Genomic DNA, 24851 nt, shown 5'->3' on the forward strand with positions numbered 1-24851 from the left:
TCTGCCTGAATTGACTGTGGAGGAATGGTCGCCCGAACCGTGTTTTGGCGACCATTCCTCCACATCAAAACCGTCACTCCGCGACAAGAAACCGTCACTCCGCCACAGGCAGGTGTTCAGCGCGGAAGGTCTGAGGCGGGCTGTCCTGCCGCGTGGCGGCAGATTCTGCGGCGCCCTATCTCAACGGGCTGTTCAATTCGCTCGATCTCAGTTGGCTCTCCAGCGGGTGGGTGATCCTGCTGTGTCTCGGCACGGTCACCGCCATGGTTCTGCTGCCGGAGACCAAGGGCAAGGACCTTGCCGAGATCTGATGCGGTTCTTCGCCGGGCAGAAAGGCCTGATTCTCCTCGTTCGCTGAGGAGAATCGGCCCCTCTGCCTGAATTGACTGTGGAGGAATGGTCGCCCGAACCGTGTTTTGGCGACCATTCCTCCACATCAAAACCGTCACTCCGCGACAAGAAACCGTCACTCCGCCACAGGCAGGTGTTCAGCGCGGAAGGTCTGAGGCGGGCTGTCCTGCCGCGTGGCGGCAGATTCTGCGGCGCCCTATCTCAACGGGCTGTTCAATTCGCTCGATCTCAGTTGGCTCTCCAGCGGGTGGGTGATCCTGCTGTGTCTCGGCACGGTCACCGCCATGGTTCTGCTGCCGGAGACCAAGGGCAAGGACCTTGCCGAGATCTGATGCGGTTCTTCGCCGGGCAGAAAGGCCTGATTCTCCTCGTTCGCTGAGGAGAATCGGCCCCTCTGGCTGAATTGACTGTGGAGGAATGGTCGCACAAACCGTGTTCGGACGACCATTCCTCCACATCAATTGCCGTTACTCCGCCACAGGAGGGCGTTCAGGGCGGATGGTCTCGCTGAAGGCGCGGATCTCGCGGGTCTCGCTGAAGGCGCTGAACACGATGTTCGACTGCTGGTATTCGAGCCTCATCACGGTGTTTGTCCGCCGTGATCCCAGCCACTAGACTTGGCCCCATAAGTTCATAGCCACACTAGTTATAAGAATTTAGCCACACCAGCAACACGCAAAACCACACAATTGAATACTGCCGTTAAGACATGACGTGGGAGAGCTGCTCAGCTGTTGCAACCACAGGTTGCCCGAACAGTGCGAAGCAGCGCCGTAGGTGCAATTCCCTCCCCGGGAAACTCTCAGGCCCAGTACCACCGATTGCAGGCATATCTGAAGGACCGCCACCGCGCTCGCGCGCTGAACGTCTGACAGATCGGGGAGGACCGCCACTGCTCAGTGCGTCCTCCATAGGCGGGCGCGACACCGACCCAAGGACGGCAATTGACCAGTTCACTCGCCCACACAAGTTCACTCGCGCACACCACGGCGCCCACCGGAGACACCGAACGCCCCTTCTCCGACCGGCATATCGGCCCCCGCGCCGATGACACCGCGGCCATGCTGGCCGAACTCGGCTACGACTCCCTCGAAGCACTGTCGGCCGCAGCCGTCCCAGAATCCATTCAGATCGACGGACTCGACCTGCCCACGGGCCGCTCCGAAGCCGAGGTCCTCGATGACCTCCGCGCGATCGCCGGCCAGAACATCATGCGCAAGCAGATGATCGGCCAGGGCTACTACGACACGATCACCCCGGCCGTCATCCGCCGCAACTTGGTCGAGAACCCCGCCTGGTACACCGCATACACCCCTTACCAGCCGGAGATCTCCCAGGGCCGCCTCGAAGCGCTGCTCAACTTCCAACAGGTCGTCCAGGATCTCACCGGTCTCGACATCGCCAACGCCTCACTCCTCGACGAGGCCACCGCCGTCGCCGAGGCTGTCCTTCTCATGCGTCGAGCAGTGAAGAAGGGGACAACCGTCGTCCTCGACTCCGAACTCCACCCGCAGACCATCGCCGTCGTCCGGGCCCGTGCGAAGGCCATGGACTTCCGCGTCACCGTCGCCGACCTGGCCGAGGGGCTCGCCGGCGAGGACATCTTCGGCATCGTCTGTGCCCAGCCCGGCACCACCGGCGTCATCCGCGACTGCACCGAAGCTGTCGACGGCGCCCATGACCGCGGCGCACTCGTGACCTTCGACGCCGATCTCCTGGCTCTGACCCTGCTCAAGGATCCCGCCTCGCAGGGTGCCGACATCTCCGTCGGCTCGGCCCAGCGCTTCGGCGTCCCGCTGTTCTTCGGCGGACCCCACGCCGGCTTCATGGCCGTGAAGTCAGGCCTCCAGCGCCAGCTGCCCGGCCGCCTCGTCGGCGTCTCCAAGGACGCCCAGGGCAAGCCCGGTTACCGTCTGGCCCTGCAGACCCGTGAACAGCACATCCGTCGCCAGAAGGCGACGTCCAACATCTGCACCGCCCAGGCCCTGCTGGCCAACGTCGCCTCGATGTACGCCGTCTATCACGGCCCCGTCGGCCTGACCCGCATCGCCTCCCGCATCCACCGCCTGGCCCAGGCTTTCGCGACCGCAGCGCACACCGCCCCCGGCGCCGAGGTGGTCAGCCGTGAGTTCTTCGACACCGTTGCCATCCGCGTTGCCGACGCAGAAGCAGCCCGAGTCGTCGCAGAGCGCGGCGGCTACAACGTCCGCGTCATCGATGCCGACACCATCGGCGTCTCCTTTGGCGAATCCCACTCGGTCGCCGATGCCAACGGACTTCTCGAAGCATTGGGCATCATCGCCCGGGTCGATGAAGCGAACTTCGAAGCCGCCTCGGCGGGGACATTCGGAGCCAACCACGTGCCCACCCCGGCTTTCGACGAGAGCTTCCACCGCACGACCGAGTTCCTCACCCACCCGATCTTCAGCGCACACGGCTCCGAGACCTCGATGATGCGCTACCTGCGCACCCTGGCCGACCGGGACCTGGCGCTGGACCGGACGATGATCCCGCTGGGCTCGTGCACGATGAAGCTCAACGCCGCGGCAGAGATGGAACCCATCACCTGGCCCGAGTTCGCCTCGATCCACCCCTTCGCCCCCGTCGAGCAGACACACGGATGGCGCACCCTCATCACCCGCCTGGAGAACTCGCTTGTCGAGGTCACCGGCTACGACCGGGTGTCCCTGCAGCCCAACGCCGGCTCCCAGGGCGAACTTGCCGGACTGCTCGCCATCCGCAACTTCCACCTCGCCAACGGTGACACCGACCGCGACGTCGTGCTCATCCCGCAGTCGGCTCACGGAACCAACGCCGCCTCCGCGGTCCTGGCCGGACTCAAGGTCCAGGTCATCGCGACAGCCGAGGACGGATCGGTCGACATCGCCGACCTCGACGCGAAGATCGAGAAGAACGCGGACAAGCTCGCCGCGATCATGATCACCTACCCGTCGACCAACGGCATCTTCGAATCCGAGGTCCGTGAGGTCTGCGAGAAGATCCACGCAGCCGGCGGTCAGGTCTACGTCGACGGCGCGAACCTCAACGCCATGGTCGGTCTGGCCAAGCCCGGCGAATTCGGCGGCGACGTATCCCACCTCAACCTGCACAAGACCTTCTGCATCCCCCACGGCGGTGGCGGACCCGGCGTCGGACCGGTCGCGGTGCGCGAACACCTCGCCCCGTACCTGCCCGGCGATCCCACCTCGGCGGAACTCGTGGCCGGGGATGAAGACGCGCACGAGCTGCCGATCTCAGGCTCGCTGTTCGGCTCAGCCGGCGTCCTGCCGATCAGCTTCGCCTACCTCGAACTGATGGGCGGCGACGGACTGCGCGAGGCCTCTCGTGCCGCACTCCTGGGTGCGAACTACCTGGCGGCCAAGCTCCACGACGTGTTCCCCATCCTCTACTCGGGTGAGCACGGACTCGTCGGACACGAGACCATCCTCGACCTGCGCGAGGTCACCGCACAGTCCGGTGTCACCGCCGAGGATGTAGCCAAGCGCCTCATCGACTTCGGCTTCCACGCTCCGACACTGGCGTTCCCGGTGCCGGGCACACTGATGGTCGAACCGACCGAGTCCGAGGACAAGGACGAACTCGACCGCTTCATCGAAGCCATGCGCGTCATCCGCGCAGAGATCGATTCGATCGGCGATAAGTACACCTACGAGGAGTCCCCGCTGGCCGGTGCCCCGCACCCGGCGACCGTCGTGATGGACGACTGGGATGCCAAGTACTCCCGCGAGACTGCCGTGTTCCCGGTCAAGGGACTGAAGGCAACCAAGTACTTCCCGCCGGTCAGTCGCATCGACGGTGCCTACGGCGACCGCAACCTGGTGTGCACCTGCCCGCCGCCAGAGGCCTTCGAAGTCAACGATGAAGAGGACGACTGATGAGTACTGAGAACTCGACGCGCGAGACCCCGCTGCACTCAATCCACGACAAGCTGGGCGCTTCCTTCACCGACTTCGGCGGCTGGGACATGCCGCTGAAGTACGGTTCCGAGCTGGCCGAACACCGTGCCGTGCGTGAGGCCGCGGGAATCTTCGACCTCTCCCACATGGGCGAGGTCCGCCTCACCGGCTCCGATGCTGCTGCGTTCCTCGACTACGCGCTCGTGGCGAAGTACTCGAAGATGAAGATCGGCAAGGCCAAGTACGGTGTGCTGGTCAATGAGGCGGGCTACCTCCTCGATGACCTCATCACCTACCGGATCGGCGATGAAGAGTACCTCATCGTCCCCAACGCCTCGAACACCCCGACTGTCGTCGCGACCCTGAAAGAAAGGCTGCAGAACTTCCTGCGGGACGAGTCCCCAGGGGCAGATGCCAAACTCGTCGACGAGTCTGAGGAAACGGCGCTCATCGCCGTGCAGGGACCGAACTCCGAGGCCATCATCCTCCGTGCCCTCGATGAGGGTGCACATGGGGAATTCGGACCCGCGACCACTGCGGCGGACGGATCAGCGGCCAACGATGCAGCCGTCGACGGCACCGCGGATGATTCCTCGGTGAACTCGACCGGGATCACCGTCGGCGAGGCGGTTCGGGAGCTGAAGTACTACGCGTGGATGCCGCTGACGATCGCGGGCATCGACCTGATGCTCGCGCGCACCGGCTACACCGGCGAGGACGGCTTCGAACTCTATATTCCCAACATCGCCGCCGAGCGCCTGTGGGAGACCCTGACGACGACCGGAGTCGACTACGGCCTCGTGCCCTGCGGCCTGGCCTCACGTGATTCGCTGCGCCTGGAAGCGGGCATGCCGCTCTACGGCAACGAACTCAGCCTCGAGACCTCGCCCTTCGACGTCGGACTCGGCCGGATGATCGGGTTCAAGACGAAAGAGAACTTCGCCGCCCGTGAGGCACTGGCGAAGCTGGGGGAGACTGAACCGGCCCGCGTGCTCGTCGGACTCACCTCGGCGGGCCGTCGCGCCGCACGATCGGGAGCGAGCATCTTCGCCTCGGCGGACGAGGTCGGTGCCGAAGGCGGGACAACCGTCGGGACCATCACCTCCGGACAGCCTTCGCCGACGCTCGGGCACCCCATCGCCTTGGCGTTCCTCGACCGCGGACTCGCCGATCCCGGCACACCTGTATTCGTCGACATCCGCGGCAAGGCGCATGAATTCTCAGTGACCGAGTTGCCGTTCTACAAACGCGGCGAGAACTGATCCGTTGAACCTGGTGCTGATGCCCCCGGTGACTCGTACACTGGGGGCACCTGCTCACCCACACAGCTGTCAATCAAGCAGAAAAGGACCATCATGGCGCAATTGCCCCCACTTCCAGAGAACTTCACCTACTCCGCCGAACACGAGTGGATCAATGCCGGCGCTGACGCCATCGTCGGCAGCACGGTGAAGATCGGCATCACCGCAGTCGCCTCTGACGCCCTCGGTGAGGTCGTCTACGTGGACCTCCCCGAGGTCGGCGACACCGTCACCGCAGGCGAGACCTGTGGCGAGGTCGAATCGACCAAGTCGGTCTCTGACCTGTACTGCCCCGTGACCGGTGAAGTCACCTCCATCAACGAGGCAGCCACGGACAACCCAGGACTGCTCAACTCCGATCCCTACGGCGACGGCTGGCTGTTCGAAGTCAAGGTCACCGAACTGGGCGACGTGATGGACGCAGCAGGCTACGCAGAGGCCAATTCCCTCTGACACACCCTCCGACCGATGGGACCGGCCACGGCTGGAACGACGCAGTCCGACCGGGCTGGAACTTCCGGCCTTGACCGGTCCCATCGATCACCCGAAAAGAATCGGAGTATCTTCCATGCCACTGAGCGTCTTCGATCTCTTTACCGTCGGCATCGGCCCGTCGAGTTCCCACACCGTCGGCCCGATGCGAGCGGCATCGAGCTTCCTCACACTTCTGGGCGACAAACTCGGATCGGTCTCCAGCATCAAGGTCGATGTATTCGGATCCCTCGCCGCCACCGGTGCCGGACATGGCACCTTCGACGCCATCCTGATCGGCCTTGAAGGCTGTGCACCTGATCGCATCGAAGCCAATGAACTCACCGCCCGCCGGACTCGCATGTCCGAGACGGGCACCATCCTCCTCGGCGACGCTGCCGGTGGAGACTCGCCTAGGAAGGGTGCAGCCGGAGACGGATCCAGCAGTGGTGAACCTGCAGGCGTCGAGATCGCCTTCACCGAGGATGACATGGTCAAACGCCCGCTGACCATCAAACCCCGCCATACCAACGCCATGACCATCGCGGCCTTCGATGCCGAGGGCCAGACTCTGGCCGAGGAGACCTATTATTCGGTGGGCGGCGGCTTCGTCACCTCCGAAACCGAGTTCCGTGAGAAGGAGCTGGCCGCCGAGGCCGCCGTTGATGACGAAGCTGACGATGAAGCCGTTGACGATGCAGTCGACGATGAAGCCGTTGACGATGAGAACGATGATCCTTCGAACGCCGACGAGTTCGCCGGCGGCGACATCGAGTTCGCCGTGGCCGACTCCGTCGTCGAGGCCGAGCTGCAGTCCTACAGCGAAGAGCTTCCGTATCCGTTCCACTCGGCCGTTGAACTCCTGGAGCGATGCAAGGAGACGGGCATGTCCGTTGCTGAGATCATGCTCGCCAACGAGAAGTCGATGCGGGATGAGGACGAGATCCGCCACGGACTCCTCCACATCTACTCCGTGATGGAGGAATGCGCCTCAGCGTCTCTGGATCGTTCGGGCTATCTGCCGGGTGGGCTCAAGGTGCGCCGCCGCGCCCACGACTGGTACCTCAAGCTCAAAGCCGAGGACCCGGATCGCGACCCCGGCTACTACCTGGAGTGGGTCAACCTCATCGCCATGGCCGTCAACGAGGAGAATGCTTCGGGCGGACGTGTCGTCACCGCGCCGACGAACGGTGCCGCCGGCATCATCCCTGCCGTCCTCCACTATGCGCTGAACTACGTGGATTCCGTGGTCAAGGGCGGCGAGGCCGCCAAACACACGGCGATCGTGGACTTCCTGCTCACCTCGGCGGCGGTGGGTGTCCTGTACAAGGAGAGGGCATCGATCTCCGGCGCCGAGGTGGGCTGTCAGGGTGAGGTCGGATCCGCATCGTCGATGGCTGCCGGAGGATTGGCCGCCATCATGGGCGGAACTCCCGAGCAGGTCGAGAACGCCGCCGAGATCGCCATGGAGCACAACCTGGGCTTGACCTGCGACCCGATCGCGGGATTGGTGCAGGTTCCGTGCATCGAGCGCAATGCGATCGCGGCAGGCAAGGCCATCAACGCCTCGAGGATGGCACTGTGGGGCGACGGCCAGCACCGAGTCAGCCTCGACGAAGTGATCGAGACAATGCGCCAGACCGGCGCCGACATGAGCTCGAAGTACAAGGAGACAGCGCAGGGCGGTCTCGCCGTCAACGTCGTCGAATGCTGAAGTAACCCGCGAGGCGGCCATGAGGCGGCTTCACGTGGTAGGCATGAGCGGCCATGAGGCGGTCCGCGAGGCAGCCCGAGGCGGGCTGCGAGGCGGCAGGAGGCGGGCTGCGAGGCAGCTTCACGGGCACGCATGAGGCGGCATGAGGCGGTCTGACGCGGTCTGAGGCGGTCTGACGCGGGCCTCACCCGGCAGTGGGCCAGTCCTTTGGGCCGGTCGGCTGCCAGCTCTCCTGTGTGGCCGAAGACCGTCTATTCTGCTGCTCTGCTGCCAGTTCTCCTCGGGACCACAACTGCCTGCCTGGAAGCCCCGGTCAGAGGCGGTGCCGCCGCCGAGACCACGCCTGCGATCCGATACGCCGCTGCGTGCACCGGTGTCTGGGGGCTCCGGCGTTGTATCGGTCAGTGGTCTCCTCTGGCTGCCTAATCCTGCGTCGCGCACAGCTGTTGCCCCACACCCTGAAAAGTCATCCCTCAGTCATGCTCAGAGGCGGAGTCGAAACGTGGAACAGTCGTGGAACCGCTGTTCCAAAGCCACTGGAATGTAACGAAACGATAACGAAGCTCTGCCCCGGAATGAGCGCGCAGGAGCGCCCTGGCGCATCCCAGAGATGCCACGGGGAAGCCCCGGTTCATGACTTGGGGGACACGCGCGGGAATCACCCCCGAATGTGGCGTGAATCGCCGTTTTCGGAGTTGACGCTCATCCTCAGGTCGTTAGGTTTGGGGGCGTGAGAAACGCAGTCGCTGAACCTCAAACAGAAACCGATGTCCGTACTCCGACCATGGAGGACGGGCAACACATGTGGAGACTGGCTAAAGATTCGGCCGTTCTCGACCTCAACTCTTCGTACTCGTACATCCTCTGGTGTCGTGATTTCTCGGCAACCTCGACCATCGCGCGAATCGGCGGAGAGCCCGCCGGGTTCGTCACCGGCTACACCCGCCCGGATCGGCCCAACACGCTGATGATCTGGCAGGTCGCAGTTTCGTCGGACTTCCGCGGACACGGACTGGCGAAGACTATGCTCAACGAGCTGGCTGATCGCACGAATGCGCTCCGCCTGGAGACGACGATCACCGATGACAACGACGCGTCAAACCGTCTGTTCCAGTCATTCGCTGAGCAGCGTGACGCCAACTGCGAACGACGTGCGCTGATCACTCCGGATCTGTACCCGGATGGCCACGACACCGAGTACCTGTACGAAATCGCACCACTTTGATGCACCGCTGAGAAGCGTGGTGCCACCAGGCGTCCTGGGGATCAGTGGATCCCGTCTGAGGACGCCGACCGGCGATAGTCGTACCCGAAACTGATCGGTCGCGGCCACCGCCCAGGTGCTTGCTCACGAGGCAAGCGCGTAATCCAGAAGTCGAAAGGACTCAAGTGATGACCGAAACCTCTAAGACCACAACTCCCGATATCTTCGAAACCCGCGAATCAGCCGTGCGAGGATACTCGCGTTCCTGGCCCGCCACCTTCGCCAAGGCACATGGCGCGAAGCAGTGGGACGAAGACGGCAAGGAATACATCGATTTTTTCTCCGGCGCCGGAGCTCTCAACTACGGGCACAACAACCCTGTCGTGATGAACCCTCTGGTCGAGTACCTCCAGTCAGGTGCTGTTCTGCACTCGCTGGATATGAAGACCCCGGCCAAGCGTGAGTTCCTCGAGACCTTCCAGGACCTCATCCTCAAGCCGCGCGGACTCGATTACACCGTGATGTTCCCCGGACCAACGGGGACCAACACCGTCGAGGCTGCCCTCAAGCTGGCTCGTAAGGTCACCGGCCGTCAGCACATGCTGTCCTTCACCAACGCATTCCACGGCATGACCCTGGGATCGCTGTCGGTGACCGGCAACTCGATGAAGCGCGAAGGCGCAGGCATCCCGCTGACCAACAGCTCGAAGATTCCTTATGATGACTACTTCGACGGAGAGATCCCTGACTTCCTGTGGCTTGAGAAGGTCCTCGAAGACTCCGGCTCCGGCGTCGATAAGCCAGCCGCTGTCATCGTTGAGACCGTGCAGGGCGAAGGCGGCCTCCGCGCCGCTCGCGCCGAATGGCTTCGTGCTCTGTCCGAGCTGACCAAGAAGCACGACATCCTGCTCATCGTCGACGACGTCCAGGCTGGCTGTGGCCGTACCGGATCATTCTTCAGCTTCGAAGAGGCCGGCATCGAACCTGACATCGTGTGCCTGTCGAAGTCGATCTCCGGTTCGGGCCTGCCGATGGCACTGACTCTCTTCCGTCCCGAGCTCGACGCCTGGGAGCCAGGCGAGCACAACGGAACCTTCCGCGGAAACAACCCCGCATTCGTCACGGCGACCGCCGCGATCAAGAACTTCTGGGCCGACAACACCTTCCAGAACGAATTGGCCGACACGATCGCCGCACTGCACCAGCGCCTCGACTCGATTGTGGAGAAGGCAGAGGGGGCATCCATCCGTGGACGCGGACTCCTCGCCGGACTGCACTTCGAGGACGACGAGATCGCCGGCAAGGTGGCAGCGGAAGCCTTCGACAACGGCCTGCTCCTCGAGACCTCCGGTCCCAAGGACGAGGTCACGAAGATCATGCCTCCGCTGACCATCTCCTCGCACGATCTGGAGCAGGGTCTCGACATCATCGAGGCTGCTGTGCTGAAGTTCGCTCCGGCCGCAGAACCAGCGGCGGTCTGAGCCTGCTCCCAGCTGAGCGCGAGAGCCTGAAAAACTGAGCCTCGGTTTGCCGAGACTCAACCATGAAACTTGAATGACGCGTTGCCGGTGGATCGGTCGACATTTCGACTGAAACATCGGCAACCCGTCTGATATACCAAACGAAAGGACCACGAATGTACGTAGTCAACCGCGATGACCTCAACGACACAGACCGCGACATCAAGTCAGAGACCTGGCGCAGCCGCCGCATGGTGCTGGGCAAGGAACGTGTCGGATTCTCGCTCCACGACACCGTGATCTACGCCGGGACGACCTCGACCTTCCACTACCAGAACCACGTTGAAGCCGTGTACTGCGTGCAGGGCAAGGGCACTCTGACCGACCAGGAGACCGGCGAGACCTACCCACTCTCCGATGGCACCATGTACCTGCTGGATGGACACGAGAAGCACACCGTCGTGGCCGATGAAGAGCTGCGCATGGCCTGCGTATTCAACCCGCCGGTCACCGGCCGTGAGACCCACGACGAGAACGGTGTCTACCCGCTCATCGTCGAAGAGGACTGAGTTCTCTCGTGAGCTGAGATGCTCCCTCGCCGAGGTGGCTGATCGTTGATCAGACACTGACGCTGGCAGTTGTTCAGATTCGGTGCTGATGCATCGACGGACACCGGAAAAGGTGGTCACGGGCCCGAGGAGAACCCGCATTGTGCGGGGTCGACTTCGGTTCCGTGGCCACCTTTCTTGTGCCTCGCTTGTCTCGTTCGTGGAGCGGCTGCCTTAGGAAGCATTCGCAATCGCAACGGGTGCGGCGTCGTTCGCGCCGTGAGCGTTGAAGGTTCGCCGGTAGGCCCCGGGTGGGACACCGTATTCGGCGGCGAAATGGGTGCGCAGGTTGGTCGCGGTGCCGAGTCCTACTCGCATTGCGATTGCTTCGACCGTGAGATCGGTGGACTCGAGGAGCTCTTGGGTAGTCTGGAGCTTCTCCCGTCGGAGCCATTCCTGCGGTGAGAGATTGGCCCGACTGCGAAACTGTCGGTTCAGCGAACGGACACTGATTCCTGCGTACCGTGCCATGGCTGTGACTGTGACTTCGGCGAGGTGGCAACGTGCCCAGTGTTCGACATCGTCTTCTCTGGCGGAAGCGGTGTGCGGCCGGTAGCGGATGAACTGCGACTGGCCCCCATCACGGTGTGGGGGGATGACGACACGGCGGGCAACCTCGTTGGCAGTCGCGGCGCCGAAGTCCCTGCGTACGAGCTCGAGGCAGAGGTCGATGGCGGCGGCACTGCCAGCAGATGTCCACACGTCGTCATGGACGTAGAGCACGCCGGGGTCGACAGTCACGCTCGGGTAGAGCCGAGCCAGCTCCTCGGCGTGCATCCAATGTGTCGTGGCGCATCGGCCATCGAGAAGCCCGGCTTCGGCGAGTACGAATGCACCGGAGCACAGCGAAACGATCCGAGCACCCCGGGCGTGCTCGGAAACCAGGGCCTCGAGCAGCGCTGGGGGAGCCCCGCCATGGATGTTCGCGCAGGCAGGAACGATGATCGTATCTGCGTCTTTCAGCGCGTCCAATCCACGCCCGTCGGGCACCTGCATCCCGAAGCCGATCGTGGTCTCTGGTGACGTGCCGACGAGTTCGAAGTCGTACCAATCCGGGGTGAGATCGCTCCGATCGATTCCGAAGATCTCAGCGGCTCCCGCCAGTTCGAAGAGCGGTACTCCGGGGGTGGCAACGAGGGCCACCCTGCTTCTGTCCGATTTCTTTCGCATAGCGACGAGTTTGCCACTCACCTACGGTGCGGTCAATGGACGACTCTTGAGATATGGACACGAAGAGTGCAAGCACAGGCAAACTGACGGCACACATCGGACTGGGGCAGGGGGTCGCGCTGTACGTCAGTGCGATCCTCGGGGCTGGGGTACTGGTGCTGCCTGGTCAGATAGCGAGTTCGGCCGGGCCCGCGTCGCTGCTGTCGTGGGTCGTGGCCTGCGCGATCGGTGCGATGCTGGCTTTGCTGTTCGTGTCGCTTGCTCGCAGATTGCCGGGAGCCGGAGGGATCGCCACCTATGTCGGCCAGGCCTATGGTGCGACTGCGGGCGGTTTGGCAGGGTGGATGTATTTCAGCGCCGGCGCCATCGGACAGATCGTCGTGCCTCTGACTGGCGGATACTACGTCGCAGAGGCGTTCTCCCTCAGCAGCGGTTGGGCGTACCTCACGGCGGCCGGGATCCTGGCTGTGGCGGTCGGCGCCAATCTTGTCGGTGCGAGGGTCAGCACGGGAGCGCAGCTGGGCCTGGCGCTGACCGTGGCTCTGGCGCTGCTGGCGACCATCATTGTGGCGATACCGCGAATGGATTCGGATCGGCTGTCTCCCCTCGCTCCGCACGGACTGCCCCCGATCGGCAGCGGGGTCATCGTGCTGTTCTTCGCCTTCGCCGGGTGGGAAGCTGTGGCTCATCTCGTCGGAGAGTTTCGCAGGCCCAACCGTGACGTTCCACGCGCAGTCGGCATCACGATCGTCATCGTCACCGTCCTCTACCTCGGAATCGCCGCAGCTGTGGTGCTCACGGGAACATACGGCTCACCGGAGACAGACCACGTTGCTATCGGCTTGCTGCTGGAGCAGGCATTCGGCGGAAATGCCGCTCTTGCGGCAGCTGTGATTGCCGTCGTCATCAGCCTGGGGACGACGAATGCCTTCATTGCAGGAGTGTCCCGCCTCGGCTATTCCTTGGGTAAGGAGGGGTGGCTGCCCCAATCGGCGGCACACGTCTCTTCAACTTCGGTGCCGGTCGGTGGAGTGCTGGCTGTAGCGCTGGTGGCCTTCGTCGGACTTGGCTTGGCCTGGTTGTGCTCGTGGGGCACGGAGGCTCTGGTGGTCGTTCCCTCGACCCTGGTCGTCTTCGTGTATCTAGCTGCTGCCATTGCAGGAATTAAGCTGCTCAAGGGTAAGGGGCGTGTCGCCGCAATAGTCTCGGTGGTGCTCATCGCGGTTGTTGTACCCTCCTCAATGAGTAATGTGATCATTCCACTCATCGTGATCGGCGTCGCTCTGACGATGCGGGTCTCGCTTCGGAAAGTGGTCGTGAACCTGCACCGTCAGCCGGTTCGCCAGTAAGGAGCATGTATTCATGGTGCCCGGAATAAACTGGAGGCGCACATATGCCTCCAGTTCCTGATCCGAGGGCCCGCAAGACATCGGCTACTCGATGATCGTTCCCAACACTGTTCCTCGGACCTCTTCGCGTGTGTCTTCGAGCGATGCGATTGCCTCGTCCATGTCGGCGTACCACTGCCATCCTGGCTGACCTGCGACTTCCTGAGGCCTTCGCTGTGGCACCAGCGTTGTAGCGCAGCTGTCCCAACTCGGAGTCGCGGCCACTTCAGCCAATCACCTGCGGTGGGTCGTCGCTGATGAACGTGAAACGACACGGGGCTGCGGAAGCTTTTCAGCCCGTAGCCTCGGCGAACTCTTCGACCAGCTCGGACCGCGCCACAGTCACTTCTTCTGGCTCACTTTCTGATCCCAGAACTCGCGACTGGTGACGTCGTCGGACCCGTCCCATGCGTCGATCCCGTCGACACCCGGCAGGTCGTCCTTGTGGAACACCGGTTCGAGCCCCAGTTTGCGCTGCTGCAGATAGTTCTTCAGCAGCTTCATGGCCGTCGGCGCGAGGAAGAAGACTGCGACGAGGTTGGTCAGCGCCATGATCGACATGAACACGTCGGCCGCAGACCATGCCAGAGGCAGGGCGATGACCGATCCGGTGAACACAGCTACCATGACGATGATCCGGTAGATTCCGACCGCGGTTTTCGGCTTCTTCTTGAACAAGTACGAGACGTTGGCCTCGCCGTAGTAGTAGTTGCCCAGAATGGACGAGAATGCGAAGAGGAATATCGCGATTGTGAGGAAGTGAACCGCCCAGTCGCCAAGCTGCGAAGCCAAAGCGGTCTGGGTCAGCGACGCACCCTGCGCTTCGTCGTATGTCGGGTTGGAGAGCAGAACGATGAACGCGGTGATCGAACAGACCAGAATGGTATCGAAGTAGACGCCGAGGCTCTGAACGAGCCCCTGTTTCACAGGGTGTGAGACCGACGAGGTGGCTGCGGCATTTGGCACCGAGCCCATGCCGGCCTCGTTGGAGAACAGTCCGCGTCGGATGCCCTGCATGATGACGATTCCGATGCCACCGCCGATGATGGAATCAAAGCCGAGCGCATTCTTCACGATCAGGGCGAACATGGTGGGCACCTCGGTGATGTTGAGGACCACGACGATGACGCCGAGGATCAGATAGGCCACGGCCATGATAGGAACGATGACGGACGACCAGTTCGAGATCCGCTGCACTCCGCCGAGGAAGACCAGGCCTGTCACGACGGCCAGGCCGATGCCGAGCCCGACTGGCAACCAGAAGCTCTGGGTGGTGTCGACGGAGAAGCTGGTGGCAGTGGCGTCGACGATCGAATTCGCCTGCAGTGAGTTGAAGACGAAGCCGTAGGTGATGGTTATGATGACGGCGAAGAACGCCCCCATCCACGGCTGCTTGAGGCCCACGCTCATGTAGTACGCCGGGCCACCTCGGTAGGCGCCCTTGTCCTTGACCTTGTAGAGCTGGCCCAGTGTCGACTCGATGAACGCGGTGGCTGCGCCGAGGACGGCCATCACCCACATCCAGAAGACCGCGCCGGGCCCGCCGATGGAGATCGCCAAAGCGATGCCCGCGATGTTGCCGGTGCCCACACGCGAGGCAGCCGAGATGCAGAAGGCCTTGAACGATGAGATCGACTTCGTGCCGTCAGTGTCCTTTCCCGGGCTTTCGCCGATGACGCGGAACATTTCGGGGACGAGTCGCAGCTGGACGAGTTTCGTCCGAATGCTGAGGTAGATGGCTACGCCGACGAGAACGACGACCAGGACCCATCCGAGCCAGTCGTTGACGACAGTGATGAGTTCGTCGAGGGAGAGCATACAGAACATCCGATTCTAGAGCTGGTCTGAGCGTTTCTTTAGAACATTGTGTCACTCGACGGATCCGGCTCAGGACGCTGACCCTGTAGGAAGGCCCGGACTACGCCTCCTCGATACCTCTCATCAGCGAAGCCCCCATGGACGTTTCACCGCGTTCCAACTCCCCGATTAGTTCGACCATTGCACGAAGCTTCGGCGTCTCGATTCCTTGGTCTTCGGCAACTGCGAAGACAGGTTGGTAGTGAGATGGGACTTCTGTCGGTCGTTTTCGTACATTGATGTCACGCCAGATGCCCGAGCGGGTCTTTGTCTGCCCTGCTAACCAGTCTGTGAGCGAATCGAATGCGGCATTGATTGTTCTCTCCGGCGACTCGGCCCGGTAATCATCGGGATCGAATGCGTCGAAGCTCTCCAGTCGCAGAGCGAGGGCGTCGGAAACCGCGAAGATTTCGCGTGCTAACCCGAGCATCGGGGCGCGATTCTTGTTGATCACAGACGACATATCCTCGTCGACGAACGAACTTGCTGTGAGCATGGCGCCAAAGGCCAGTTTTGACCACAGGAATCCGCTGACATTGTCACTGACGATCGGTGAACCCCAGTGGGAGAGATCGTCGGCAAGTCGAACGACGCGATTGCTTGTGCCCCCGGCGTACTCGCCCAGCGCAATTGTGCCGATGCCTCCGTCCTGGATCACGCCGGGCTCGAGCAGGTCAGCGAATAGGTCAACGAATGCAATCACTGTGCGGTCGACCCCGATGTGCTGGGCGATCGCAGCCTCATTGAGTCCATTCTGCATGGAGACCACATAGCCATCGGCCCGGAGCCGAGGGGCGACCCATTCCATTGCTGACTCGGTTGCCTGTGACTTCACCGCCAGCAGTACGGGACCTAGCTCGCTCGGTGCGTCTGCGAGCTCGAAAGCGGGGATACGAGTTTCGAGTACTCCGGAAGGGCCTTCGATCCTCATACCATCCCGGCGAATGGCAGCTACATGCTTGCGGTCGGTGTCCACGATCTGCACAGGGTGGCCAGCCAGAGCCAAGTGCGCCGCTAGTGTGCCACCGATGGCGCCCCCGCCGACGACGGTGTAGATCACTTCTGTAGGGGCAGGTGCAGCTGTCATTCGTTTGTGCTCGCTTTCGTTGCTGTCAAAGTTGTTGGTTCGTCGTCGATCTCAGTACGTGTCTCCGGCCAGTGCACAGGGAGGTTGAGTGCTCCGGCTGCTGACCCTCCATCGACTCGAAGGATCTCTCCAGTGATCCATTCCGCGGCAGGGGACGCAAGCCACAGCACAGCTCTGGCGATATCATCGGGTCGACCCTTCCTCCCAAGCGGATTGGCCGATACTTTGGACACATAGTCATCGGTGAGGCGGTTGAGGTCGCTGTCAACGACGACGAATCCCGGTGCAACGGCGTTGACTCGGATTCCCATGGGACCAAGTTCCAGTGCGCATGACTTGGTGACCATTTCCAATGCCGCTTTCGACGTTGTATACGGAGCGGCTCCGGGCCGTGCCCGTAGTGCCGCGCCCGACGATATGTTGACTATTGAGGGGTATCCGAGAGGAAGTGTGTCGCCGAGATCGCCCATCCTCTTCGCGAACTCAACTGTCAGCAGTTGCGGCGCCCGAACATTGATTGATTGGACGGCATCCCAGATCTCAGCGGTGATGTTGAGAAGAGGTACCGCGGGATAGACCCCGGCGGAATTGATAAGGACGTGAACTTCACCGAAGGCAAAAGCGGATTCGATCACCGAGGCTGGAGCCTGGGGCTCACGCAGATCCGCGGTGATGGTATTGATCTCGGTGCCATCTCGGCGAAGATCCTCTGCAACCGAACGGAGTGCCTCGGCATCGAAATCCACGACTGTCAGACGAGCGCCCTGTTCGGCATACTGATGGGCGATTTCCTTGCCGATTCCGCTCGCAGCACCAGTGATGAGGACGTGAGGCTTGAATGTCTCGTTCATGCGAGCTTCTTTCCTTTCGTCTCGGGCATTGTGAGGTAGACGGCCAAGCCAACTGCGGCCGCGGCCGCGCAATAGATCCACACCTTGTCTCCGATTCCGGCATCGTTCATCCAAGTGATGACATAAGGCGCAGTTCCACCGAAGATGGCGACGGCCAGAGCATAGGGAAGTCCAATGCCGGTGGCGCGCACCTCCGGCGGAAATTGCTCGGCCATGATTACCGCACAGTTGGCTGAATACCCGAGCAGCAGTGTCATTCCCACAATTTCCACAGCAAGGAAGATCCAGAAGTTGTTCTCGAGAATATTGAGCAACGGAAATGCCAGAACTAGGAACCCTGCAGCAAATGCCGACATCGTCGGCTTACGGCCGATCTTGTCCGAAAGGATCCCAGCGAATGGAAGCATGCAGATGAAATACGCGATCGCAATGAAATTCGCAGTCAGCGCCAAGTTGAGGGGGAGGCCCGTGGCGACGTGGGCGTAAGTCGGGAGGTAGGAGACCCAGATGTAGTAGAGCAAGGTGCCGGCAATCGTAATGCCGAAGACGCGAGCCACTGCGCCCGGGTACTTAGCGAACATGGTGAGATAGGAGCTCTTCTGCTTAGGTTCGGCGTCTCGGGCCGCCTTGGTGGCTTCAAACGATTCGGATTCAGCGACGTTTGTGCGCAGCCACAGTCCGAACAGGCCGAGCAGTGCACCGAGGGCAAAGGCAAGCCGCCAACCCCAAGAGTCGAGAGCCTCCGAATCGAGTGCTGATGTGATGACTGCTCCGATGCCGGCAGCGATGAGTCCGCCGGCTCCCACCGACACCTGTTGCCAGGATCCGGCAAAGGCGCGGCGTTTCGGCGCTGCTGCCTCAACCATGAACGCCGACGACGCTCCGAACTCACCACCTGCAGAGAACCCCTGCAGCATGCGAGCCAATACGAGCACGATCGGAGCGAAGATGCCGATTATCGAATAGTCGGGAGTGATCGCGATGATGAGGGAGGCTCCGGCCATCAGGCCGATTGTCAGAGCCATGCCCTTTTTGCGACCATGGCGGTCGGCGTAATTGCCGAGCACTGCTGCTCCGATGGGACGCATGATGAAACCGACGGCAAAGACGGCCAGCGTAGCCAGAAGTGCTGCGGCAGGGTCGCCACCTGGAAAGAAGTGGACAGCAAAGACCGACGAGAACGTGGTGTAAATCGCCCAGTCGACCCACTCGACGGTGTTGCCGACGGCGCCGGCCAACAGTGCCTTGCGGCCCTTTTTCGACAGTTTTGTGTCATGCGGCGGTAGGGGCTTTGGTGTTTCAGTAGACATGTGGTGTCCGTGCTTTCAAAATATGCGGGGAGCTCCGGAGTTTTCGGAGACGCCAAAGATGCGGATCAGATGGTCCGTGTTGAGCGTTAAGGTCTGAGACGTTTGGTAGTCAGCCTTGAGTTGTCAGGGTGAAGTTGGTTCGCAGATGGTCTGCGAGCTGGGCATGCGTGCCGAACCAGACATTGTCGAAAGTGCGGATGTGTGAAAGCAGTCGGTCGACCATTGCGAGACGAGATCTGTGTCCGCTGATGTGCGGGTGCAGGGTCAGCTCGAATACACCGCCGGCGGCATGCGCAGCCTCGAATTCGTCGACCCAGATTCGCTCTACATCGTAGGGTGAGAGGTGGGGGCGGAGACCGCCGAAGCGATCCATCATGAAATAGGGTGCGTCGTCCCTGATCCATTCGACGGGAATCTCGATGATTCCCGTCGGTGCGCCATCAGCGTTGAGTTCATAGGGTTCGTCATCGGCCATGAGCGATGAGTCGTAGCTGAAACCTAGCTCTTTGATGACTTTTAACGTTGAATGCGAGAAATCCCACGACGGTGTGCGGATACCGCTCGGACGAGTACCGCTGAGTCTTTCGAGCACATCGGTTGCTCGGCCGATGAGGTCGAGTTCCGCGTCATAGGGCAAAGTTGTATTCCGCTCATGGATCCACCCGTGCACAGCAACCTCATGGCCCCCGGCCACATATCCTTCAATGTCCTGAGGGTGAAGGAGGGCCGACACTGCGGGCACGTAGAAGCTGGTGGGCACCTCGTGACGGGCAAGCATGTCGAGAATTCTCGGCACGGCTGACCGACTACCATATTCGCCCTGCGCCAGGGAGCCTGGCGAGGTTTGTCCGTCTCGCAGATAGGGGGTCTCATGATCGGAATCGTAGGCAATGAGAACGGCACATTGAGCTTCCTCCGGCCAACGCCGCGAGACGTCTTTGTCGACCAGGCTGCGTCCGGCACGTACGCGGTTGACCTCAGAGCGCCACTGCTCCTCAGGCCACTGCCACGGCTCAGTATCGGGGCCCGTGGATGAAGGGTTGTGTAAGGACATCGATTCTCCTTTGTGGTGTTGCCTCGGCAAGGACGTGCGGGCCATTCCGTGCGGCCTTGCCGAGGCTGAGTGGACCTTTTCGGCTTGTCACGTATGTGGCTGGAGGTATTCAATTGGATCCAGCGGCAGGCCTGCGGTTGCGTAGACTCCCGCTTCGATCGTCGTCCAAACACGCTTATGAGTAGTGGTCTGGATAGAGAATTCGGCGCTGCGGATTCCGGGCAGAGAGCCGAGAACCTTTGTGGAATAGTGGAACAGCTCGGTGCGGTCACGAACGATGAATTGTCCGGCTAAGCTGCAACTTCCGGTTGTTGCTGTGAGGTATTTCGTGGATGAGTGTTCCGATAGAGCGATCGCTGTTTCGGTGAGATGCTGAGGCTCGACTTCCAGCCACAGCAGAAACTCGGTGGCGAAGCCCAATCGTTCCGGTTCCACGAGTATACGAAAGTCGAGGAGGCCATTTTCTTGGAGTTGATCAATGGTCCGAGTTGCAGTGTTCTCAGATTTGCCAATCGCTTTTGCGAGGTCGCCCAGCGAAGTCCGCCCGTCGTGCATGAGTATTCCCAGAACCTTCGCTTCAGCTCGGGACAGCTCGATCGGTGGAGCTGGTTCAGTCTTCACCGAAGCTAATCGCGTGGGCTCGTCCGTGTCGCGCGGCGGCGCCCAGTCTTGGCCGGAAGCGAACGCGTGAGTGAGGAGGAGCGTCTCCACTGTCGCTGCAGTTCCCTCGGTGATTTCTGCTACGAGCGTGCTGTGGTCTGCATTTTGCGGAAGCACCATTTCTGCCGCAATGTCGACGGACCCGAGAAGTGTGTTGAGGGATCGAACTTCCTTCCGTGACTTGAGCCGGGGAATGAGTACGTCCAGGTCTCTGTGGGCGTTGGAGATGCGCATGTAGATTGGTGTTCCCAAACCGAGCCGAGCAACGTCGGTTGCTCCAATCACTCGAATTACGCCCTGATTGTGCATCGTTTCGTAGCGTCGGCGAACGGTTGCTGCTGACACTCCGACTTGATCTGCAACTCTCGCCCATGGCGCGCGGCCATCGCGATGAAGGACATCGACGATGGCTCTGTCGATCGGATCCAGAACGCCGGCAGATCGTGTGTTTTGATTCGCAGTATGATCATATTCGCCAAATACTCAAAGTCAATAGATTGTTTCCTTCAAAATTACATATTCATGTGGCCGATTTCGAGATTCTACGGCTGATGCTCGAAGGGTGCACACATTCTTAGTGGGTGCTGGTTGGTTCAACTGAACGTCGGTGACACTGACGTTGTACCCATCCAGCATTCACGTCGCGTCTACCCGGACATCATCCGTTCATTGCTCGGGTTGTTTAGGGTTGTCCGCAATCCACTGCACCATCGGCCGCTCGAGCCTGCACCGAGTCGCCAACTCTGAGGAGTCCCCGCCATGCCAATCACCCTCGCAAACCACACCTCCGAGGCCGTCGCCCACACCCGGGTTCCGCCTCTGGTCATCGCGCATCGTGGCGCGTCAGCTGACTATCCGGAGAACACGATCCCGGCCTTCGTCGCCGCCATCGACCAGGGCACCGACATGCTCGAGATCGACGTGCACATGAATGCTGACGGAGAACTCGTCGTCATCCACGACGTCACCGTGGAGCGGACGACGAATGCCCGCGTCGCCCATCCTGACCGCACGGACTACAGCGTGAAGTCCATGACCACGGCCGAGATCGCCAGCCTCGACGCGGGCAGCTGGAAGTCTGAATCGTTCGCCGGCGTCCGGGTCCCTCACCTCGCCGAGGTGCTCGATCTGGTGCACGTGACCCGCACCGGGCTGCTCCTCGAGGTCAAACACCCCACCCAATACCCGGGATTCGCCCAGGCGCTCGTTGAATCTCTGACCGCATCCCCCGACTATCTCGACCGAGCATTGGCGGCGGGGATGCTCGTCGTCCAGTCCGGCGACTGGGCCTTCATCCGTGAGTTCCACGCCCTGGCTCCGGAGATCCCCGTCGGGGTTCTGGGTCGGCCCTGCCCGGACGAATTGCGCGACTTTGCCACCTGGGTCGACCAGGTCAATCCCCAGTACATCGCGGCAGATGCCACCTTCCTCGGCCACGTCCACGAGCTGGGGATGTCGAGCCTGGTGTGGACCGTCGACAGCGTCGAAGACATGGAGAAGGCTGTCGACCTCGGTGCCGATGGCATCATCACCAACAGGCCCGACCGGCTCGTCGCGGTCGTCGAAGACCTCTGAGGTCAGCGCGCCGAGTCGAGCACCAGCTCCGGGTTCACTCGGGACAGAATTGATCCGTGAGACGGCAGAGTGTGTCTCAAGACGGCCGAGGCCTCGCCGCTGCCACAGAGACGAGCAGACCTGTCGAGAGGTTGCACAGGTGAGGACTCCTGCGATGTCGAAGGGGAATACGAATATGCCGATGAGCGGGACAACTTCTCCGAAGGTCAGAACCATCAGTTCCGGCGTCGGTCGTTCGACGCGTCCGACCACCTCGGCGAGGCCGGAGATTCCGAAGATGGCAATGCTGCGCGGGATGGGCGGGAGTTCGCGCGCGATGAGTATGGCAGCGGCACCGGCCGCACAAGCCAGGACGAACATGGCAATTCCGGTGGGCAGGCTCTGGGCGAAGTGGTAGTTGCACGGAACTCCACGATATTCAGCCACTTGTCTTGTCGATAAGAGGATGGTTCTGATCAGTGGCCGACGCCACGGTCAGGGCCGGTGAATAGAGACGCCGGTTCTCAGCAGGGGCCTCCGGATGAGACGCTGGGACCATGGCCAATGAACTCGCGTCGTCCACCAGTCCCTACCTCCGCGCCCATGCCGACAATCCTGTCGACTGGCGGATGTGGACGAAGGACAACCTCGCCGAGGCGGCCCGCCGAGACATGCCGCTGCTCATCTCGATCGGCTACTCCACATGCCACTGGTGCCACGTCATGGCCCACGAATCCTTCGAGGACGAGGCCATCGCCCGCGTCATCAACGAGAACTTCCTGCCGATCAAGATCGACCGCGAAGAGCTCCCGGACATCGACTCCTATTACATGAACGCACTCCAGGCGATGCGCGGCCAGGGCGGCTGGCCGATGACGATCTTCGCCACACCCAAAGGCAGTCCCTTCTACGCCGGGACGTACTTCCCGCCGGCACCGCGGGGGAACCTGCCCGCGTTCACGCAGGTGCTCGCCGCCGTGTCCCAGTCGTGGACGGAACGCCGCGCCGAAGTGACCGAGATGACCAAGCGCATGGATCGTGGGCTCGCCGATATGGCCAGTGCAGTCTCTGACGCATTGCCTGCCGAAGCAGCCTCAGAGCTGCTGAGCGCCGAAGAGCTCGACTCGGCAGCTGAGTCCCTGCTCGACTCCTATGACCCCGCATGGGGCGGGTTCGGCAAAGCACCGAAGTTCCCGCCGCTGATGAACCTCATGCAGCTCTTGGCCACGTTCGTGCGCTTGGGTGGAACCACCTCGGCGAGGGAAGGGGCGCTTGCTCCTGGAAAGGTCGACACGGTGGGAGCCGATGGCCATCTCGAGGGTGAACTCATCCTCGACTGCCTCATCGCGGTGCGCAGCACCTTCGCACGGATCGCGAGCGGCGGCATGCGTGACCAGGTGCGCGGCGGAATCGCCCGCTACAGCGTCGATCGGCAGTGGTTCGTGCCGCATTTCGAGAAGATGCTCTACGACAATGCGCTCTACCTGCGCGCCGCCGTCCAATGGGCGAAGGTCGAACGCGCGCTCAACCCGGGATCGAAGTGGCTGGCGCTTGCCGAACGCGAGGTCACCGACACCGCGAATTTCCTCAACGCAGACATGTCCGACGGGGACCGCTTCATCGCCGCACTCGACGCGGACTCACTCAACGCTGACGGTGTGCTGGAAGAGGGTGCCGCCTACGTCGTCACGCCCGAGGAGTTCGCCGAGGTGGGGCATGAGGGGCTGCTCCAACTCGTCGATTCGCCGGCCGCCGCAGAACTCTCCGGTTCCGTTGTCGCCGCCATTCGCATCATCGACTGGTTGGGCATGGACGACGTGCCCTTTGACGAGGAGCACCCGGCCCCGTGGACCACCTCGGCGACGGTCGCGCAACAGGAGCGTCTGAAGAACTTGTTGGGCACACGCCCCCAGCCCGCACGGGATGAGAAGACGATCACCGAATGGAACTCGCTGGCGATCACGGCACTGGCCGAAGCAGCCTTGTATGCCGGTGTGTCCGGGAGCGAGGGGACTTCGGCAGCTGCCGGACCGCCGGCGAGCTGGGGGAGGGATGCGGTACATCAGTGGGAGGCGATGCTCCTGCGCTTCGGTGCCGATTCGAATTGTGAAGTCCGCCGCAGCTTCACCGGTGACACCCCGGGGCCCGGCCAGGCAGGCCTCGCCGATTGGGCGCAGTTCATCACTGCAGGCATCACCGTCCGCCAGCTTCCGGGAGCCTCGGTGCAGGTGAGCGATCTGTTTTCTTGGGGTGCGCGGATGTTCGCGGGCTTCACCGTCGAAGGAGATGTGCTCGAGGTCTTCGACTCCTTGGGTGACGAGATCCTGGATGTCAGATCCTCTGACCCAGTGGACAATACGGTGCCCTCTGGCAGATCTGCAGCGGCAGAGGCGGCGCTTCTGCTCGCAGAGATCGGTGTGGACAGCGGTGCTGAGACCGGTCTGGACAGCGGTGCTGAGACCGGTCTGGACAGCGGTGCTGTTACCGGTTCGCCGGGCAGTCGTGCGATGGGTGACTCGTCGACTGGCACCGCTGGGGCTGAGGGGCTGAGCACCGGAAGACTTCTTGAACTGCGCGATCGCCTGCTCGGTGTCTACAGGGCACTCGCTGGTCGAGCGCCGCGCGGCTGCGGTCACGCGCTGTGGCAGTCCGAACGAGCACTCAGCCCGGTGCGTGTGGCCACTCGAAATGCCGAGTTGAGGGGATTCGCCGCCCGGCACCCCGCGGTCACGCTCCTGACCGCTTCAACCGGAGTCCCGGGCGTGAGCGGATCCGAGGTCGAGGTGCCCGAAGGTACAGCGATCGTCTGCCGAGGGACGCAGTGCTCGCTGCCCGTGGCCACCGTGGGCGAACTCCTCGAGCAGTTCGACGGTTTCTGAGTCGTAGCCTCACCC

20 protein-coding genes and 1 riboswitch are annotated in these 24851 nt (G+C 62.1%); of the genes, 13 read left to right on the forward strand and 7 right to left on the reverse strand.

Going from position 1 to position 24851, the window contains the following annotated elements:
- Positions 1–152 precede the first annotated feature (152 nt).
- The 9 genes from ACE03M_RS05060 to ACE03M_RS05100 all read left to right on the forward strand — a co-directional run bounded on the left by ACE03M_RS05060 (position 153) and on the right by ACE03M_RS05100 (position 10987).
- Complete coding sequence (locus ACE03M_RS05060; RefSeq protein ID WP_186293113.1) at positions 153–311, forward strand: hypothetical protein; 159 nt, start codon at positions 153–155, stop codon at positions 309–311.
- Positions 312–524: 213 nt separating this feature from the next.
- A complete protein-coding gene (locus ACE03M_RS05065) occupies positions 525–683 on the forward strand; it encodes a hypothetical protein (RefSeq protein WP_186293113.1) in 159 nt (52 codons plus the stop codon).
- Between the two features lie 373 nt (positions 684–1056).
- A riboswitch (glycine riboswitch) is annotated at positions 1057–1178 on the forward strand.
- Positions 1179–1295: 117 nt separating this feature from the next.
- A complete protein-coding gene (gcvP, locus tag ACE03M_RS05070; RefSeq protein ID WP_485933011.1) occupies positions 1296–4247 on the forward strand; it encodes an aminomethyl-transferring glycine dehydrogenase in 2952 nt (983 codons plus the stop codon).
- Positions 4247–5530, forward strand: coding sequence for a glycine cleavage system aminomethyltransferase GcvT (locus ACE03M_RS05075; protein ID WP_143923122.1), 1284 nt, complete (start codon positions 4247–4249; stop codon positions 5528–5530). Before gcvP ends, ACE03M_RS05075 begins: the two co-directional genes overlap by 1 nt.
- Before the next feature lie 93 nt (positions 5531–5623).
- Entirely contained in the window at positions 5624–6022 is a 399-nt protein-coding gene (gcvH, locus tag ACE03M_RS05080; RefSeq protein WP_186293114.1) for a glycine cleavage system protein GcvH, read from the forward strand.
- Between the two features lie 115 nt (positions 6023–6137).
- Entirely contained in the window at positions 6138–7754 is a 1617-nt protein-coding gene (locus ACE03M_RS05085) for an L-serine ammonia-lyase (RefSeq protein WP_485933012.1), read from the forward strand.
- 730 nt (positions 7755–8484) lie between these two features.
- The gene (ectA, locus tag ACE03M_RS05090) at positions 8485–8979 is read left to right on the forward strand and encodes a diaminobutyrate acetyltransferase (protein ID WP_143923124.1); all 495 of its coding nucleotides are present in this window, start codon (positions 8485–8487) and stop codon (positions 8977–8979) included.
- Between the two features lie 167 nt (positions 8980–9146).
- Positions 9147–10439 (forward strand): diaminobutyrate--2-oxoglutarate transaminase, encoded by a 1293-nt coding sequence (ectB, locus tag ACE03M_RS05095; RefSeq protein WP_143923125.1) that lies wholly within the window; start codon positions 9147–9149, stop codon positions 10437–10439.
- Between the two features lie 155 nt (positions 10440–10594).
- On the forward strand, positions 10595–10987 hold the full coding sequence (locus ACE03M_RS05100; protein WP_101573238.1) for an ectoine synthase: 393 nt from the start codon (positions 10595–10597) through the stop codon (positions 10985–10987).
- Between the two features lie 213 nt (positions 10988–11200).
- On the opposite strand, the gene ACE03M_RS05105 is transcribed toward ACE03M_RS05100, so the two are convergent.
- Positions 11201–12196, reverse strand: a complete 996-nt coding sequence (locus tag ACE03M_RS05105; protein WP_485933013.1) for a GlxA family transcriptional regulator — start codon at positions 12194–12196, stop codon at positions 11201–11203.
- Between the two features lie 53 nt (positions 12197–12249).
- On the opposite strand from ACE03M_RS05105, the gene ACE03M_RS05110 reads away from it, so the two are divergent.
- Positions 12250–13545, forward strand: a complete 1296-nt coding sequence (locus ACE03M_RS05110; RefSeq protein WP_485933014.1) for an APC family permease — start codon at positions 12250–12252, stop codon at positions 13543–13545.
- Positions 13546–13926: 381 nt separating this feature from the next.
- Here the strand turns inward: ACE03M_RS05110 and ACE03M_RS05115 are convergent, their stop codons facing one another.
- The 6 genes from ACE03M_RS05115 to ACE03M_RS05140 form a co-directional block, all read right to left on the reverse strand.
- A complete protein-coding gene (locus ACE03M_RS05115) occupies positions 13927–15402 on the reverse strand; it encodes an alanine/glycine:cation symporter family protein (RefSeq protein WP_485933015.1) in 1476 nt (491 codons plus the stop codon).
- Positions 15403–15502: 100 nt separating this feature from the next.
- Positions 15503–16528 (reverse strand): ketopantoate reductase family protein, encoded by a 1026-nt coding sequence (locus ACE03M_RS05120; protein WP_485933016.1) that lies wholly within the window; start codon positions 16526–16528, stop codon positions 15503–15505.
- Complete coding sequence (locus ACE03M_RS05125) at positions 16525–17379, reverse strand: SDR family NAD(P)-dependent oxidoreductase (protein WP_485933017.1); 855 nt, start codon at positions 17377–17379, stop codon at positions 16525–16527. Before ACE03M_RS05125 ends, ACE03M_RS05120 begins: the two co-directional genes overlap by 4 nt.
- Positions 17376–18689, reverse strand: a complete 1314-nt coding sequence (locus tag ACE03M_RS05130; RefSeq protein WP_485933019.1) for an MFS transporter — start codon at positions 18687–18689, stop codon at positions 17376–17378. Before ACE03M_RS05130 ends, ACE03M_RS05125 begins: the two co-directional genes overlap by 4 nt.
- A gap of 109 nt (positions 18690–18798) precedes the next feature.
- Entirely contained in the window at positions 18799–19743 is a 945-nt protein-coding gene (locus ACE03M_RS05135; RefSeq protein WP_485933020.1) for a polysaccharide deacetylase family protein, read from the reverse strand.
- Positions 19744–19830: 87 nt separating this feature from the next.
- Positions 19831–20832 (reverse strand): Lrp/AsnC family transcriptional regulator, encoded by a 1002-nt coding sequence (locus ACE03M_RS05140; RefSeq protein ID WP_485933046.1) that lies wholly within the window; start codon positions 20830–20832, stop codon positions 19831–19833.
- A 330-nt stretch (positions 20833–21162) separates the two neighbouring features.
- Here ACE03M_RS05140 and ACE03M_RS05145 point away from each other — a divergent pair, with 330 nt between their 5' ends.
- The 3 genes from ACE03M_RS05145 to ACE03M_RS05155 all read left to right on the forward strand — a co-directional run bounded on the left by ACE03M_RS05145 (position 21163) and on the right by ACE03M_RS05155 (position 24836).
- Positions 21163–21978 (forward strand): glycerophosphodiester phosphodiesterase, encoded by an 816-nt coding sequence (locus ACE03M_RS05145; protein WP_485933021.1) that lies wholly within the window; start codon positions 21163–21165, stop codon positions 21976–21978.
- Positions 21979–22132: 154 nt separating this feature from the next.
- The gene (locus ACE03M_RS05150) at positions 22133–22375 is read left to right on the forward strand and encodes a hypothetical protein (RefSeq protein ID WP_485933022.1); all 243 of its coding nucleotides are present in this window, start codon (positions 22133–22135) and stop codon (positions 22373–22375) included.
- Between the two features lie 139 nt (positions 22376–22514).
- Positions 22515–24836 (forward strand): thioredoxin domain-containing protein, encoded by a 2322-nt coding sequence (locus tag ACE03M_RS05155; protein ID WP_485933023.1) that lies wholly within the window; start codon positions 22515–22517, stop codon positions 24834–24836.
- The last annotated feature ends 15 nt before the right edge of the window (positions 24837–24851 follow it).

This window comes from Brevibacterium sp. AGC70 (assembly GCF_057334195.1).